Annotated in this window: 10 protein-coding genes; all 10 read left to right on the top strand. The window is 70.3% G+C overall.

All coding sequences use genetic code 11. The features are described 5' to 3' along the window. Nucleotides 1–83 precede the first annotated feature (83 nt). Nucleotides 84–1,100, top strand: a complete 1,017-nt coding sequence (locus ACZ42X_RS01140; protein WP_468282800.1) for a LacI family DNA-binding transcriptional regulator — start codon at nt 84–86, stop codon at nt 1,098–1,100. A gap of 274 nt (nt 1,101–1,374) precedes the next feature. Beyond that, entirely contained in the window at nt 1,375–2,823 is a 1,449-nt protein-coding gene (locus ACZ42X_RS01135) for an ABC transporter substrate-binding protein (protein ID WP_468282796.1), read from the top strand. Further along, nucleotides 2,796–3,794 (top strand): carbohydrate ABC transporter permease, encoded by a 999-nt coding sequence (locus tag ACZ42X_RS01130; protein ID WP_468282793.1) that lies wholly within the window; start codon nt 2,796–2,798, stop codon nt 3,792–3,794. The genes ACZ42X_RS01135 and ACZ42X_RS01130 overlap by 28 nt, the downstream gene beginning before the upstream one ends. Then, nucleotides 3,778–4,701, top strand: a complete 924-nt coding sequence (locus tag ACZ42X_RS01125) for a carbohydrate ABC transporter permease (RefSeq protein ID WP_468282790.1) — start codon at nt 3,778–3,780, stop codon at nt 4,699–4,701. The genes ACZ42X_RS01130 and ACZ42X_RS01125 overlap by 17 nt, the downstream gene beginning before the upstream one ends. Before the next feature lie 145 nt (nt 4,702–4,846). Then, nucleotides 4,847–8,104 carry a hypothetical protein gene (locus ACZ42X_RS01120; protein ID WP_468282787.1) on the top strand — a complete coding sequence of 1,086 codons (3,258 nt, stop codon included), beginning with the start codon at nt 4,847–4,849 and terminating at the stop codon, nt 8,102–8,104. A gap of 49 nt (nt 8,105–8,153) precedes the next feature. After that, nucleotides 8,154–8,846 carry a formylglycine-generating enzyme family protein gene (locus ACZ42X_RS01115; protein WP_468282784.1) on the top strand — a complete coding sequence of 231 codons (693 nt, stop codon included), beginning with the start codon at nt 8,154–8,156 and terminating at the stop codon, nt 8,844–8,846. 2 nt (nt 8,847–8,848) lie between these two features. After that, on the top strand, nt 8,849–9,598 hold the full coding sequence (locus ACZ42X_RS01110) for a hypothetical protein (protein WP_468282781.1): 750 nt from the start codon (nt 8,849–8,851) through the stop codon (nt 9,596–9,598). 43 nt (nt 9,599–9,641) lie between these two features. Next, on the top strand, nt 9,642–11,789 hold the full coding sequence (locus tag ACZ42X_RS01105; RefSeq protein WP_468282778.1) for a glycoside hydrolase family 36 protein: 2,148 nt from the start codon (nt 9,642–9,644) through the stop codon (nt 11,787–11,789). Beyond that, nucleotides 11,786–13,960 carry a family 78 glycoside hydrolase catalytic domain gene (locus tag ACZ42X_RS01100; protein WP_468282775.1) on the top strand — a complete coding sequence of 725 codons (2,175 nt, stop codon included), beginning with the start codon at nt 11,786–11,788 and terminating at the stop codon, nt 13,958–13,960. The genes ACZ42X_RS01105 and ACZ42X_RS01100 overlap by 4 nt, the downstream gene beginning before the upstream one ends. A gap of 76 nt (nt 13,961–14,036) precedes the next feature. Then, on the top strand, nt 14,037–14,903 hold the full coding sequence (locus tag ACZ42X_RS01095; protein ID WP_468282772.1) for an AraC family transcriptional regulator: 867 nt from the start codon (nt 14,037–14,039) through the stop codon (nt 14,901–14,903). Nucleotides 14,904–14,917: the final 14 nt, after the last annotated feature.

The following is a 14,917-nucleotide window of genomic DNA, read 5'->3' as shown; positions in this document are numbered from 1 at the left end:
ATGGTGAAAGGATTCATCCCGGATGGTGTGGTGGCGGCCTAGGATGGCGAGCGCGCGGATCCGAGGCGAAAGGGCGGTCGGCAGTGGTGGGCATCAAGGACGTGGCGCGCCAGGCGGGCGTCTCCGTGGGGACGGTCTCCAACGTCCTGAACAGGCCCGAGCGTGTCTCCAGTGAGGTCCGAGCCCGTGTCCACGCAGCGATCGACCGGCTGGGGTACGTCCGCAGTGAGTCGGCGCGGCAACTGCGTGCCGGCCGGAGCCGCATGCTCGGGCTGCTGGTCATGGACACCAGGAACCCCTTCTTCGCCGTCCTCGCCCAGGGCACCGAGCGGGTGGCCGTCGAAGCGGGCCTCGGTGTGATGGTGTGCAACAGTGCCGAGAGCGCTTCGGCCGAGCAGGCCTACCTGTCGCTCTTCGTCGAGCAGCGCCTGCGTGGTGTCGTGTTCGCACCGGTCGCATCCGACGGTGAACCATGGGAGGCGCTGCGACGCGCGAATATCCCGTTCGTCATCGCCGACCGGGCGGTCGACGCGCAGACGGCCTGTTCCGTGGCCGCCGACGACGTCCTGGGCGGCAAGCTCGCGGGCCGGCACTTGCTCGCCGCCGGCCATCGGCGTATCGCCTACGTGCGTGGCCCCGGTCATCTGCAGCAGGTCCGGGACCGGCGTGAGGGCCTTGTCCGCGCGGTGGAGGAGTCGGGGCTCGGCGCCGACGCGATCGTCGACATCCCGGTCGAGAAGCTGGACGTCGGCGCCGGTCGGGACGCCGGGGCCCGGCTCATCGGCCTCTCGCCCCGACCGACGGCCGTCTTCTGCGCGAACGACCTCCTGGCCCTGGGCGTCATGCAGACGGCCTTCGATGCGGGCGTGCGTGTCCCGGAGGACCTTGCCGTCGTCGGCTACGACGACATCGAGTTCGCGGGGGCGAGCCTTATCCCGTTGACCTCGGTGCGCCATCCGGCCGCGGAGATCGGCCGCCTCGCGGCACGGCTCCTGCTGGAGGAGCTCGAGCCGTCGGACCCGGGGCATGACCATCAGCACACCGGCATCGTGCTCCAGCCGGAGCTCGTCGTGCGCAGGTCGAGCATGCCGCGGTCCTGACCCGAGTCTTCCCTTCTGGGTCTGCCGTCCTTTGCCCCGCACGGCCCGCCAACTGCGCCTGCAACAGCGGTTTTGTGTGAATCCCGTCACAGTATTGACAGTGGATGGAGCGCGGACCTAGGTTCACGCCAAGTCGATTGAAACGATCCAAAGCCACTTTGAGCACCACCCCGGACTGCACAACCGCAGGTCTATGAAAGGTGTCCACATGCTCAGATGGGGTTTGAACCAACGATCACGCAGCGGATTCCTGCGGTCGCGAGGTTCGGCCGCGGTGCGCCTGACCGCGACCACCGCAGCCCTGGCGTTGAGCCTGACCGCCTGCGGTTCCGGCGCGGACGATTCGTCGTCCGGGGACACCGTGACCATCACCCTGGAAGGCCCGAACCAGTGGAGCGAGAGCGGTTCGTCGTTCGGGAAGCCGTGGGAAGAGCTCGTCGCGTCCTTCCAGAAGGCGGAGCCGAACATCAAGGTCAAGACCGTCGTGCTGCCGCTGAACAGCTTCGCGCAGACGATCTCCACACACCTCGCCGCCGGTACCGCACCGGAATTGGTGTTCAGTCAGGTACCTCACAAGCCGCACATGGTGCACGCCCTCGACGAGTACCTCGCGAAGCCCAACCCCTACATCACGTCCGGACCGGGTAGCGAGAAGTGGGCCGACGCCTTCCGCAAGCGCTACTACGGGCTGGAGAATCCGGCGCTCCGGAACGCTGAGGGCAAGCTGGAGTTCGTGCCCTTCAACCTGGCCGGAACCGGGCTGTTCTACAACAAGGAGGCCTTCGACAAGGCCGGACTGACGGGACCGTTCAGGACCTTCGAGGACTTCATCGACGGGTGTGCCAAGCTGAAGGGGGCCGGCTACACACCGCTCGCGATGGACCGGTCCGACCTGGGCCCCGACTGGACGATGACCGCGATCAGCGGGATGCTGCTCGACAAGCACGTCGATCGGCTCAACGTCTACACGGCGGACGGCAAGCCCGGAAAGGCGACGTCGGCGACGGGCGAACCCGTCGTCACCAACAAGTCGCTCGCCAAGGCCGTGCTCTCCGGCGATCTGACGCCGAAGACGCCCGAGGCCGTCGAGTCGCTCAAGCTCCTCAAGAAGGTGTGGGACTCCTGCGTCGACAAGCAGTGGTCGGGCAACACCGAGGGGCTCAACGGCGCCGTGGTCGGACTGCGTGACTTCGCGGCCGGCAAGGCCGGCATGGCGTGGGGGGTCAACTTCGGTGTCACCTCTTTGCAGGACGTGAAGTTCGACTTCGCCAGCATGCCGTTCCCGCAGATCACCAAGGAGTCCACGCCGCTCGCCCATGGCGCTCCGGCGAGGTTCGGGGCCGGCGTCGGCGGCACCAACTACATGATCCCGTCGACCGTCAAGGGCAAGAAGCTCGAAGCGGCCGTGAAGTTCCTGCAGTTCGTCAGTTCGCCGGAGAACGCGCAGCCCTGGCTGAAGGCCACCGGTGGCATCCCCGCGGTCGAGGGCGCTTCCGGCGCCGACGAGACGAAGATGTTCGCCGAGGGCAGCTGGGGTGACCCGGCCCCCCTCGTCATGCCCATCGGGCCGCCGGGTGTGACCAGGCTCAGCCTCGTCGAGGGATGGCTGCTGGGCACGAAGTCACTGCCGGAGCAGCAGCGTTACCTCCAGGACCTGTGGATCAAGGGGCAACGCCAGGCCGTCAAGGACGGCAAGTGGGGGAACGAGCCTTGGGCGGAGTGAAGACCGGCGGAAACAGCGGGCGGGCGATCCGGCCGGTACAGGACGAGGCGCGACGCCCGGAAGGAGGAGTGATGGCGAGGAGCCGGAAAGGCTTTCCCTGGTTTGCCTATCTGGCCCTCATCCCACTCTTCGCGACGCTGGCCGTGTTCGCCTACTACCCGGCGGCAAGCGGGATCTGGCACTCGTTCTACGAATGGCGGCCGGGCTTCGACTCGCCCTTCGTCGGACTGGACAACTACAGGGCCATGCTGGACGACGACCTGTGGTGGCGGTCGTTCCGCAATCTCGGTGTCATCTTCGTCTTCGGCATCACCGTGGCGTGGGCCATTCCGCTGCTCGCGGCCGAGCTCATCATCAGCCTGAAGAGCAAGCGCGCGCAGTTCTTCTTCCGCACCGCCCTGATCGCGCCCATGGCGTTTCCCGGAGTCGTCACGGTCCTGCTCTGGGCGGCGATGTACGAACCCAACAACGGCGTCGTCAATCGCCTCCTGCGAGCCGTCGGACTCGACGCTCTGGCACAGAACTGGGTGGGCGATCCGCAGTTCGCGCTGCTGTCGCTGCTGTTCATCGGGTTCCCGTTCGTCGCCGGACTTCCGTTCCTGGTGTTTCTCGCCACCCTGCAGAACGTCCCGGCCGAGGTGTTCGAGGCGGCCGCCCTCGACGGCTGCGGCCGACTGCGGCGGTTCTTCGCGATCGACCTTCCGCTGATGGCGAGCCAGCTCAAACTGCTGGTGTTCCTGGCGACGATCAACGTCCTGCAATACGGCTTTGCGGCGTACCTGCTCACCGGAGGCGGGCCCGACAACGCGACCGAGGTGCCGGTGCTCCGCATGCTCGGAGTGGCGTTCCAGGGCAGCGAGTGGGGCTATGCCGCCGCGCTGTCCACCACGCTGTTCGTCATGACGATCCTCCTGAGCATCGTCATCGTGTTCGTCAGAAGAGAGGACCGGGCCGATGTCCGTCGACTCTGAGGTCCAGCTCCGTCTGCACAGAGCCCCGGACCGGAGCGAACCGGGGCGGACCACGGCGGGGCCGGCCACGTCGCGCGGACGTCGGCGAGGCGACCAGCTCGCGATCAAGGGCGTGCTCAGTGTCATCGCGTTCGTCGGGCTCTTCCCGTTCCTCTTCATGCTCATGACGTCGCTGAAGACCAACCAGCAGTACTACGAGTCGTGGTGGATGCCCAGCCTGCCGTTCCACTTCGACAACTACGCCAGGGCCTGGGAGCAGATCCAGCCGTACCTGGTCACCTCGGTGGTCGTGGCGATCGCCTCCAGTGTCGGAGCGCTCGCGCTGTGCATGGTGGCGGCGTTCGTCTTCGCCCGTTACGAGTTCTTCGGGAGGAACATGCTCTTCGGGCTGGTCGCGGTACTGCTCATGGTGCCGGGCATCTCCAGCCTGATCCCGATGTTCGTGCTCATGCGCGACATGGGGCTGCTCAACACCCGCATCGTGCTCGTCATCCCGCACCTCGTAGGCGGCGCGGTGCTCGGAACTCTGCTGATGAAGACGTTCGTCGAGCAGCTGCCGCAGGAGCTCTTCGACGCCGCGCGGGTGGACGGCGCCGGCGGACTGCGGATGTTCGTCTCCATCATGGTTCCGTTGTCGCTCCCCGTCGTCGGAACCGTCGCGTTGGTGACCGTGATCGGCGTGTGGAACGACTTCTTCTGGCCCCTGCTCACCGTCACGGAGAACGATCTGCGCACCGTGTCGGCGGGTCTGCAGTTCTTCCAGACCCAGCACGCGACGGAATACGGCCCGCTGTTCGCGGGGTACGCCCTCGCGAGCATCCCGCTGCTGCTGCTCTTCGTGTTCCTCTCCAAGCATTTCCTTGCCGGAATGCAGGGCGGGCTTGCGGGCGGCGGCACCGGAAAGTAGGACCCGGCCTCGGCTGATCAGACAGCCGACTGGGCGAAGGAGGTGCCCGCACCGAAGGTGTCGCGGCGTAGCGCGGGCCGAACGGCCCCCGCCGGCCCCGCGGCCGAGACAACCCCAGCCAGCCTGAAAACGAAGGGACCGCACCATGGGCACCAACGGCATCGGACGAAGACAACTCCTGCAGTTCGGAGCTATCGGCACGGTCGCCGTGCTCGGCAGCGGCTTCTTCCGGGTCACACCGGCCGGTGCCGCGGAGCGCGCGGACACCGGGCCCTGGGAGTTCGATTCGGCTCGGGGCTTGTTCATCCAGCCGATCACCACCACCGGCACAGCCGTGGGGTGGGAATTCAACAAGGACGGCGACGCCGAAGGATGGACGGCGGCGAAAGGTCTGGCGCCGTTCGTCGTGCGCGGTGGCACCCTCAGCACCAGCGTCACCGGCTTCGACCCCTACATGACCGCGCCGCCGTTGCACCTCAACGGCATCCGCGACCGCATCCTCCGGTTCCGGATGCGGGCGACCGCCGGTGAGAGCGTCTCGGTCTACTTCGCCACCGACAAGTCCCCGACGCTCGGCGTGGACAAGCTGATCGAGATACCGATCAAGGCCGACGGCGCGTTCCACGAATACACGGTGGATCTCGCGGCGAAGAACGCGCGGTGGCAGCAGGGAACGGTGCAGGTGTTCCGCCTGGACCGGGAGCCGCCGGGCGCCGACGGCGCCCAGATCGAGTTCGACTACATCCGTATCGAACAGCTCGGGGCCAGAATCGCGGTCGCGCCACTGATCGTACGGCCGGGCTCGGTACGCCCCGGTGAAGAGGTCACCCTGGCGGTCCAGCTGTCCAACGTCGGCGGCGAACCGTCCACGGCCTTCCCCGCGACGATCACGCTGCCGAGCGGGGTGAACCTCGTCACCGGTGGCGCGACCCAGCAGGCTCCCGTCATCGCACCCGACGGCACGGCTCAACTGCTGTGGACGGCCCGCCCGACGGTCGACGTACCCGGCGTGGCCACGTTCGACATGGAGGTACCCGGCAGCCGCCAGCAGTTCGGCGCGATCCTGCCCATCGTCCCGGTGCCGCCCCCGTCCGCCCACTGGTGGCCCAGCGGTGTGCATGTCTTCCAGGACCAAGCAGGGCATGTGCACCTGCAGAACAAGAACGTCCGCGCGATCATCGTTCGCGGCTCCGGCGGCTATACGCAGCTCCTCCTCGACGTCCGGACGGGCCAGGAGTGGAAGCGGATGGCGACGTCGCAGCCGCTCAGCTACCTCGTCGGGCCGGCGGCCGACGGCGTCCGGCTGATGCCGATCGTCCCGGACACCGCTCAACTGGCCGCTGACCACGTCGTCTTGACCGGCCAGGTGACGGACGCCGACGGCGTGCGATGGTCCTCGCACCTGCGGCTCGCCGTCAGGCCCGTGTCCGACGACGCCGGCCCAGCCGCACGCGCCGTCCAGGCCACGTACTCGATCACGCCCGACCGGCAGGCGAGACTGCTCGCCTTCGGCGGCCCCTCGCTCACCGCCGGCGAGGGCAGCTTCGGCAAGCCCAAGCACATGGGGCTCTTCCCCGGGCTGGAATGGCTCGTCGCGGGAGAGAGATCGTCGAGCACCCTCGATGTCTGGCCACCGGACAACCTCCGTATCGCACCGCATCCGTTGAGGATCACGGTCCCGGTGATGGCGATCTCCGGCGGCGGGTCGACCGTGTCGGTCGCCTGGGACACGAACCAGCGGTGGGACGGCCAGAACCGGTACCCCAGCGCACGGTTCGCCTCACCGAACTGGCTCGCCGGGCAGGCCAACCATCTGCTCTCGCTGTTCGTCCCGGCCGTTCCCCACCCGGTCCCGGAGAACGCACCCTGGGCGACGACGCCCCATTCCGCCGCAGCCGGCCGACCGCTCTCCGTCACGGCCGACTTCATCGTCAACCCCTCCGACGACGTGCTCACCGCCGTCGAGGACTGGTACTCCCTGCACGGCGTCCCCGAGCCCGCCACGATGCCCTTCAGCTGGGAGGACGAGCTCGCGCTCGTCCGGCACGCCTACCTCACGTCCTTCTGGGATCCGGAGGTCAAGGGGTGGGCGGCGTGGTCCGGCCAGAAGGCATTCCCCTACGTGCCGTACGGGGTGAACCTGCATATCGCCGGACTGCTGACCACGAACGCCGACGAGCGCACGGCCGTGTTCCACCGGGTGCACGAATTCGTCGTCAACCTCCTCACCACCAAAGGCCGCACCGCGCTCGGCAACACGGACGGCACGTACAGCGGCTGGTTCCACGCGCCGTTCTACCTCGGCAACCTCGAAGGCGCCATCACCGAGTTCGAGAAGAACAGGGACGCCAGAATCCGCACACAACTGCCGTCCGGCGGCTGGGCCTTCAACCCCAAGGAAGCGGAAGACGAGATCCTGGGTGAACGCGGAACCGAGATCATGGGCGTCTCGACCGTCCACGCCCAGGGCCTCCTGCGCTATGCCCGGCTCACCGGAGACACCGTCGCCCATCAGGCGGGCATGCGGGCTCTCCAGTTCATCGAGCAGTTCAACGTGCCACGCGCCGTGGGTGTCTGGGAAATGCCCCTCCACACGCCGACGCTGCTGGGCTCCGCGTACGGCATCGGTGCCTACACCGAGGCGTACCGGCTCACCGGCGAGACCCGGTACCTGAACCGGGCCGTCTACTGGGCGCGGACCGGACTGCCGTTCCTGTACACGTGGTCGGCGCCCGACCGCCCGTACATGCCGTACGCGTCCATCTCCGACTACGGCGCGACGATGTTCACCATCCCGTGGTTCGGCCGACCGGTGCAGTGGGTGGGCCTGGTGTACGCCTACTTCCTGCTCAGTCTCCTCGACGCCTCCGCCGACCCGAGCTGCACCAAGCCGTTCCACCTGCCGGCCGACATCGGCGGGTTCCCCTGGCGCCGGATAGCCGAAGGCATCCTCATCAGCGCGCTGCACCAGCAGCGGACCACCGAGCCGTACAAGGGCGGCTACCCGGACAGCTGGCTCCTGGTCCCGAACACGCCGGTGAAGGACTTCGACCTCAACCCCGACGACATCCTCAAACCCATGGTCATGCTTCTCGGCCACCCCGTCGACGTGCAGACCGCGCTGATCCACCCCAACACCCGCATCTCCACCGCCGCCGACGTGCTCGGTGCCGAGCGCACCTCATCGCGGCTGACCGCCAGGCTGGGGTTCTTCCCGGGGCAGGTGTCACAGCTTCTCATCACCGGGATACCCACCCCGCGTTCGGTCCAGGTCGACGGTCGCGGTCTCGGCCCGGTCACCGACCTCGACGCCGCGCCGGAAGGGTTCAAGCACGTCGCGAACGGCACCACGTTCATCAAGATGCGCCACGCCCGGCAGTCGACGCTGACCATCGACTACTAGAGCGGGCGAAGGACCGAACCCCGTGGGTCACCGTACGAGAAGGAGCACTGTGCCGAGCAGCAGGCTGGAGCTGGATCTGGTCCCCATCCCGCCGGGAACCGCGCAGACCGGGACGCCGATCACGCAGGTCGAGGCCCTGGCCGAGCGTTTCGGAGTGCACCCGTCCTGGTTCGACGGCGAACTGCCCGGCGCCCGGGTCGGGCTGCCCGCGTACGACATCGGCCGCACCCCCGTCACCAACGGGCAGTGGGCGCTCTTCGTCGCCGACGGCGGCGGCGAGGCACCCGACTGGTGGCGAGGCCCCACCCCGCCGGAGGTCGTGGCCGACCACCCCGTCACGCACGTCAACCTGCACGACGCCCAGGCCTTCGCCACCTGGGCCGGTGTGCGCCTGCCGTCGGCGGCGGAATGGGAGCGCGCCGCGCGGGCCGACGAACACCGCGTCTTCCCGTGGGGCGACGAGGTGGAGCCGTCGCACGCCCACTACGACGCCGAGGGGACCGCCCCGGTGGGATCGCTGCCGGCCGGAGCCAGCCCGTTCGGCGTCCTGGACCTGTCCGGCAACGTCGCCGAGTGGACCGCCGACCGGCCCGACCCCGCGACCGCGATCGTCAAGGGCGGCAGCTGGGTGACGACGGTGCCGGCCAACCTGCGGGTGGCCGCGGTCGGGCAGTCGGGCTGGGCGCTGAACCGCACGGACTACATCGGCTTCCGCGTCGCGCGAAGCCGCCGAGGAGTCTAACGATGAAGTTCGAGCCCATCGCAGGGACCATGAGCGCCTGGCTGAGCGAGGTGCCCGCCTTTCCCGGTGCCCGCTTCTCGCTCGCTTTTCCGGAGGCCATCGGCGATGCGGCATCCGCCGTCTGGTACACGACGCTGGTGCCGGAGTGGGAGCGGCAGGAGGGCCGTATATGGCGGGCCACCGGACGCCAACCCGGTGAGCTGGCCTACGAGATGACGGTCGACCTGTCCTCGGACGACGCCGTCGTGGTGTCGTACACCGTGGAGAACGAGAGCGACCGCCACTGGGAGAACGCACTGGCCTTCAACTGCCTGTCGTGCGGCGGCGTCCGGGACGTCAGGGACCACGACTGCGAACGGCACTTCACGGGCATCGCCGGCGAACCCGTGCCCCTGCTCTCCGTCCCGCGCCGGCACAGCACCCGACCCACCGTGCAGTTCTACTCGACCGCCGGTGCGCCCCCCGCGACGGACCTGCCGTTCGTCTCCGCCTTCCACGCCACGCCCGATGTCGTCCTCGACCCGTGGCTGGCGGTGTGCAGCCGCGACGGCACCCGGACCGTCGCCACCCTCGGCCGTCCGGCGGCGTTCCTGTTCCACAACAGGGAGTACTCCTGCATCCACGCGGCCAGCGGCTTCGGGGCCATCGCGCCGGGAGGGTCCGCCACCGCGGGCAACGACATGTTCTTCCTCGACGCGCCGCCGGCCGACGCGCTGACCCGCATGCGCTCCTCGATGGAGGTGGGGGGATGAGACTCCCGGTGACGGGTCGCGGCGCCACCCTGGGGCCGCGGCCGTGACGCGCCCCGAGCTCGACGTCGACGGGTCGCTTCTGCTGCTCAGTACCGCGGGCGTGGTGCACGCGGTCGACATCGCCGGGACGGCGCGGCAGGTCGCGTTCGGCCCGAGCCACCGGCTCGGCGCCGAGGAACTCGAGCAGCTGCGCGGCGGCCGGCTCGGCGCCGAGGCCGAGCTGCAACTGGCCGGGGACGACCGCCCGCTCCCTCAGCACGGCACCCGGTGGACGGGGTGCGGCAGCACGGAGAGCACCACGGTCCGAAGCCACCGGGCCGAACGGCTGGAGGACGGCGGCCTGCACGTGGTGCTCAGCTCGTCGGGCGACCAGGGTCTGGAGATGGACCTGCACTTCCTGGCGAGGCCGGGTTCCTCCTGCCTGACCCGCTGGACGAGCGTCCGCGCGACCGAGGTGCCGCTGACCGTCGACCACGTCAGCAGCGGCATGCTGCGCGGCCTGGCGGCGCACGGCGACTTCGACGCCCTGTGGCTGCACACCTACGACGGTGGCTGGTGCTGGGAGGGGACCCTCCGGTCGCGGCCGGTGACGGACATCGCGCTGTACCCGGAGTCCTGTATCAACGCCTGGTCGGTGGAGACGACCGGTTCCTGGTCGTCGAAGCACCTGCTGCCGTTCTACGTGCTCGAGGACCGCGCGGCGGGCATCTCGTACGGCGTGCAGATCGACGCCGCCGCCGGCTGGCGCATGGAGGTCGGCGCCGACTCCGGCACCGTCTACACGCAGGCCGGCGGCCCCAACTACGCCGGTGGGCACTGGCGCCATGTGCTGGGCAGGGGCGAGCAGCTGGAGACGGTGCCGGTCGTGGTCGGTGCCGTGGAGGGTGACCGCGCGGAGGTGGTCGACGCCTTTCACCGGCACCGCCGGCTGCACCAGGCACCGCGGGAGCCGCGTCGCGGCGTCGTCTACAACGAGTACCACGCGACGATGAACACGCTCGACGCCTCCACCGTCGCGGCCCAGACGGCCGCGCTGACCGGCACGGGCGTCGAGACCTTCGTCCTGGACGCCGGGTGGTACGCACCGCAGACGCCCGAGGGGGAGATCGCCACCTGGTGGACCCTGGCGGGGGACTGGACGCACGACGAGAGCCGCTTCCCCGCGGGCATGAAAGCCCAGGCGGAAGACCTGAGCGACGCCGGGCTCGTACCGGGCATCTGGCTCGAACCCGAGGTCGCCGGGATCGCCTCGCGCCTCGTCGCCGAGCATCCGGACTGGCTGCTGCAGCGCGACGGCCGGCCGCTGCTCGACGGGGGCCGGGCGTTCCTCGATCTGCGGCAGCCGCAGGTCCGCGACCACCTGGCCGGCGTGCTGGACGGGCTCGTCGACCACGGCTACGCGTACTTCAAGTTCGACTACAACACCGAGGTCGTACCGGGACCGGATGCGACGCCGCACGGACCGGGCCAAGGCGCGCTGGAGCTCGCCGCGGGCTGGCAGGCGGTGCTCGACGGGCTGCGCGCCAGGCATCCGCACCTCGTACTGGAGAACTGCGCGAGCGGCGGCGGGCGTACGACCTACGGCCTGCTGTCGCGCACGCATCTCGGCAGCGTCAGCGATCACGGCCACTGGAACGGTGGCTGGCGCAGCTTCCCCAACGTGTTGCGTGCGGTGCTGGACGTACTGCACCCGTCGCAGGCCGTCAGCTGGGCCGTGCTCGAGCCGGACCTGAGCCTCGCCGAGACGCGCTACCGACTGGTCACAGGGCTGCTCGGGCGCATGACCCTGAGTGGGCCCGTAAACCGCCTCGACGGGGACCAACGTGCGCTGATGGTCGAGGCGGTGGCCTTCGCGAACGCCTCGGCCGACCTGCTCGCGAAGGCGTCGGTGCGCCGGCACGGCCCCGAGCAGCCGCCGCATCGCACCGAGGCGCTGACGGCTCTGGAGCTCTTCTCCCCGGCCGGCTGCCTGCTCGGGGTGTGGCGGCAGGACACCGAGGACGACCGGCTGCGGGTGCGTCTGCACGGGCTGCGCGCAGGACAGCGCTACCACGTCCAGACCTTCCCGGCGGGAGCGGCACCGCGGGAACTGACGGGCGGCGGTGAGCTCACGCTCCACCTTCCCGACCGGTTCGACGCCGTCGCCGTCGCCGCACGACCTGTCGACACGAACGGCCGGGAGGCGACATGACGCACCTGTGGACCGACGGCGCGCCGGAGATCGACGCACACGTGGGCATCCGCGCGGTGGTCGACCTGCCGGAGCGGGGCCGTCTCGTCGTGCGCTTCTCCGCCTCGTGGTGGGCGGTGCTGCACGTCGACGGCGAGCCCGTCGCCGAAGGACCGCCACGCGCCCCCGCCGACCACCCGGAGCACGTGGAGACGGCGCTCGACCTCGCTCCCGGTCCGCACGTGCTGGCGTTCCACGTCGTGCACCCGGGCGTGCCGACCGAACAGGCAGCGGTCGTGGCGCCGCACCTGTGGGTCGAGGTCGAGGGACACCCCGGCCTCGACTGGCGGGCAGCGCCGCTGCAGGCGTACCGGCCGGGGGTCCGCCGCCTCAACGACAACCTCGGTTTCGTCGAGTGGTGCGACACGCGCGAGCTGCCGGCGTGGACAGGCCCCGGCACCGCCGCCGACACGTGGGCGCCCGCCGTACCGGTGCCCGGCCTGCCGGTCCCCGCCCCCGACATGGGCCCACCGGTGTCCCTGACGCCCCTCACCGCCGTACGCGTGGCGCAGGGGGAGTTCGTCGAGCGCCTGCTGCTTCCCGAGGACGACCCGGCCGCCACGGTGTTCTCCCGGCAGCTGGCGCCGGACGGGCAGGTGCCCGCGCAGGGGGTGTGGGCGCGCTTCGACCTCGGCCGCGTCCGGCTCGGGCGCCCGCGCGTCGAGATCAGCGCGCCCCCGGGCGCCACCGTCGATCTGCTCTACAGCGAGGACCTCGTCGACGGCCGGGTCACGCCCTGGATCTCGATGAGCAACGGCCTGTCGGCGAACCTCGACCATTACGTCGCCGCCGGCGGGCGGCAGCGGCTGGGGCCGGTGACTCCCCGCGCCGGGCGCTGGGTCGAGGTGCACGTGCTGGCCGAGGGCTCGCCGGTCCATATCGGGGAGTTGCGCTTCGACGAGCGCAGCAGCGCCCCCGCCGACCCGGTCGGCAGCCTGGCGACCGGCTCTCCCCGGCTCGATCGCATCTGGCAGGTCGGCGTCGACACGCTGCGGGCCTGCTCCGAGGACGCCCTGGTCGACTGCCCGGTCCGCGAGCGCGGCCAGTGGCTGGGCGATGCCGTGGTCGGCATGGAGATCGCCGCCGTCTCGCACGGGGATCTGCGGATCGTGGAGCGCTCGCTGCGGATGGCGGCCGGCTGCGCCGACGACGACGGGTTCGTGGCCGGTCAGGGGCCCGGCGCCGTCCGGCACCTTGCGTCGTACTCCGCGCTGTGGCCGGGGGCGGTGCTGCGGCATGCCGCGCTCACCGGCAGCCGCAAGCTGCTCGGCGAGCTGGCACCGGCCGCGGCACGCAACGCCGCGGCGTTCTGCGCCCGCCTCGGTCCCACGGGGATCGAGGGGTCTCTGCCGTGGCCGTTCGTGGACTGGGGCGCCGACGACGACGGCCTGTCGATCTCGCTGCTGGCCCTCGACGGACTGGACGCCTCAGCCCGCTGGCTGCGCGAGGTGGGACACAGCGCCACCGCGGCCGTCGACGAGGCCGCCGCGGCGCTGCGCGAGACGCTGACCCGGCGCACGTCCGCCGAACCGCTCGGCTACCACGCGGCGTCCCTGGCGCTCCGCGCCGGAGTCCTGCCGCCGAGCGCCGAGCCGGCCGCCGTGCAGCTGGTGCTCGACCACCTCGACTCCTGCTTCCCCCTCGACGCCACCGGACCACGGCTGTCCAGCCACCTCGCCACGGGCGAGCGCTTCGTGACGCCGTACTTCCTGCACTTCTCGCTCATCGAACTGGCCCGCCGTGGCCGGGCGCATGAGGTGCTCGAACGGATCGAGGGGCTCTACGGCTGGCTGCTCGACCAGGGAGCCACGACGTGGTGGGAGAACTTCGACCCCCGGTGGAGCCGGTGCCACCAGTGGTCCGGAACCCCGACGTGGCTGCTGTCGCGGATGCTGCTCGGACTCTGGGTGGATCCCGACGGCGGGCTGCGCCTCGAGCTGCTCGCCGGCGAGCGGGGGGCGTCCGGTCGACTGCCGCTTCCCGGCGGGGGAGTGGTGGAGGTGTCGTGGCGGCGGGACGACAGGGCGATACGCTGGTCGGCTCGTCCCACCGGACACGTGGAGCTGCGCCAGGGCGATCTCGTGCACACGCTGGAGCCCGGCGCGCGGCTGAACCTCGTCCTGCCGTTGTGATCCTCCGTCGGACACGTCCGCGGCGCCGTGTGCCTGGGCGATGACAGCGGACGCACGGTTGCCGGACAATCCGCTCGTGGTCAGTGGGGCGCCGTTCCCGGTCGTGAGCCAGGCGAACATGTACCAGTTCCAGCCCGGCCGGCGGCTGCGGCACGCGCGGGTCGAGTCACGCATGGTCCTCCTGTGCCGGAGAGGAGGCGGCCAGGTCTGGGTCAACGGACAGCGCCATGTGATGAAGGCCGGCGTGCTCCTCATCCTGCCGTGGGGGCGGTCGATCCGGTATGCCGCCGACGCGCTGGACCCGTTCCTGCTCGTCGGCGCGCATCTCATACCCGAGCACGACCCCGGACACCGGGTGGTGGCCGATGTGCCCCACGACCGCGACCACCCGCTCACGGGATGCGGATGGCGGCGCGACGGCACAATCCTTTCCGGCGGCTCGGTCGTGGTCTCCTCCGCCGAGGAACGCCCGCGGCTGGTGGATGTCTCCTTGTACGCGGTCGAGGTGTTCCGGCGGGGCGTGCCGGACGAGGGGCTGATGCGGGCGCTCGGGACGCTGCTCCTGCACGAGCTGTCGGAGTCGCTCGGAGCGGCCGGGCCCTTGTACGGGGCGCTCGTCCCCGACGATCTTCGGCGCGTGCTGCAGTACGTCGACCAGGAGCTGCACCATCAGCTCACCATCGGCGAGCTGGCCGGCGTGGCGGGCTGTGGCGTCGCGACGCTCACGCGCCGGTTCCGCCGGCACCTCGACACCTCGCCGATGGGCTGGGTCGCCGCACGGCGGATCGCCCGGGCACAGGAGCTGCTGCGCACGACCGGCCTCACGGTCGGTCAGGTCGCCCGGCGGTGCGGCGTGGCCGACCCGTACTACTTCTCCCGCCTGTTCAGGCAGCACGTCGGTCAGTCACCACGGGAGTGGCGAAGCGCCCAGCACGTCCTGTGACCGGCTCCGGACTC

This window comes from Streptomyces sp. NPDC030862 (assembly GCF_055571835.1).
The sequence above is the reverse complement of the archived record's forward strand: the minus strand, read 5'-3'. Positions and strand labels throughout refer to the sequence as shown.